This window comes from Mesonia profundi (genome assembly GCF_031085155.1).
In the GTDB taxonomy this organism is placed as follows: domain Bacteria; phylum Bacteroidota; class Bacteroidia; order Flavobacteriales; family Flavobacteriaceae; genus Mesonia; species Mesonia profundi.
This window is the reverse complement of record NZ_JAVHUL010000001.1, coordinates 142,742-144,462: the sequence shown is the minus strand read 5'-3', so window position 1 is coordinate 144,462 and position 1,721 is coordinate 142,742. Positions and strand designations below refer to the sequence as shown.

Here is a 1,721-nt window from a genome sequence, read left to right as displayed (position 1 = left end):
CTAATACACAATAACAAAATTTCCGGGCTTAAGATTGGCTATGAGTACAATGGCGTCCCGAACCTGAAGATATCTGCCAACAACAACCCGAACCTAAGCTGTATAGAAGTACCTACAGCTTATTTAGAAGGCTGGCAAAACATCAATCTTCCTACAGGAAACATCGACAACGGCGTTATTTTTAGTGACAACTGTGCTGGGAGTGCCATTCCTCAAAGTGAGCGCAACGCACTCATAACCATTTATAATGCGTACCATAATCCAGACTATGAGAGTGCTGGCTACTGGCAATATTGGGATCCTAACCCAGACGGTCTTTCTAATGTAGGGTCTTGGCAAGGAGTCACTACCGGGTATATAGATGGGCAAAAGCACGTGGTAGAGTTTGTTATGCCAGGCCACTCCTACAATAATCTTACCGCTGAGTTCCCCGAAGAACTTGGTAACCTAACACAGTTGGTAAAATTTGAATTGCCCTTTGTTTGTTGTGGACATACCCATGGTTACATCACCTCATTCCCTGAAAGTATAGGCGACTTAAGTCATCTTGAAGAACTCTTTATAAGACAATCTGGGATAGAACAATTACCCGAAGGTTTTGGTAATCTGGCCGCGCTTCAGCAATTAAGTATTACAAACAACGCACAACTCAACAGTTTGTCCGAAGATTTCGGAGAGCTTTCAGCTTTAATTGAATTAAACCTAACCCATAATGCTTTGGAGAGTTTACCCCTTAGTTTTGGAGATTTATATGAGACGCTTACCAATCTTGATCTTTCGTATAACGACATTACTGGAGAACTCCCTTTTAACTTTAATACTTTTACCTTATTAACCCAACTTTACTTACGAGACAACAGTATGGAGGGCTATTTAAATCTAGGTAATTTAGAGTTGTTGACTCGTTTAGATATTCAAAATAATCTTTTTAATGGATTGAAGCTAGCCGTATCACCTACGGCTATGCAAGGCAATTGTGGAAATGGAAACCCTTGTTATTTCAATGCAGAGAATAATAACATGTACTGTATAGAAGTCCCTACAGATGAATTAGTATCTTGGCAATTGGCAAATACAAATGTAGATAATTGTGTGATTTTTAGTGATCATTGTGGAGAAGAAGTAAGTAGTGATACCACTCCTCCTACTGTAGTCACGCAAAACATTACGGTTAATCTTACTGAGGAAGGAACGCTTATGATTACCCCAGAGAGCGTCATGCACTATACCACACAAGATGAGTGTAGTATAGGTACAGCAGAACTGGACATAACCTCTTTTGATTGTTCTCACATAGGAGAGAATACAGTAACGCTTACCGTATATGACATTTCGGGAAATTCGGCCTCTCAGTCAGCTATCGTAACCGTGACCGAAAATACTCCTCCTACTATAGCAACACAAGATTTAACAGTAAACTTAGGTTCAAATGGGGAGGTAACCATAGCGCCAGAAGATATAGATAATGGTTCTGAAGATAATTGTGGAATTACGTTGATGGAGTTAAGCCAAAGCACTTTTAATTGTTCTCATATTGGAGAGAATCAAATCTATTTGGAAGTAGAAGATGCTTCTGGAAATAGCAGTTGGGAGTATGTAACCATTACAATTACAGAAACCACACCGCCTACGGTACTCACTCAGTCGCTTTCAGTAGAGCTGGATGAAAACGGAACAGCTAGTATTACTCCTGAACAAATCGATAATGGCTCAACTGATAA

General features: G+C 39.9%; 1 pseudogene. It reads left to right on the top strand.

Features of this window, described 5'->3' with window-relative positions:
• A pseudogene (locus RBU60_RS00670) lies at positions 1–1,721 on the top strand (hypothetical protein); the annotation flags it as partial.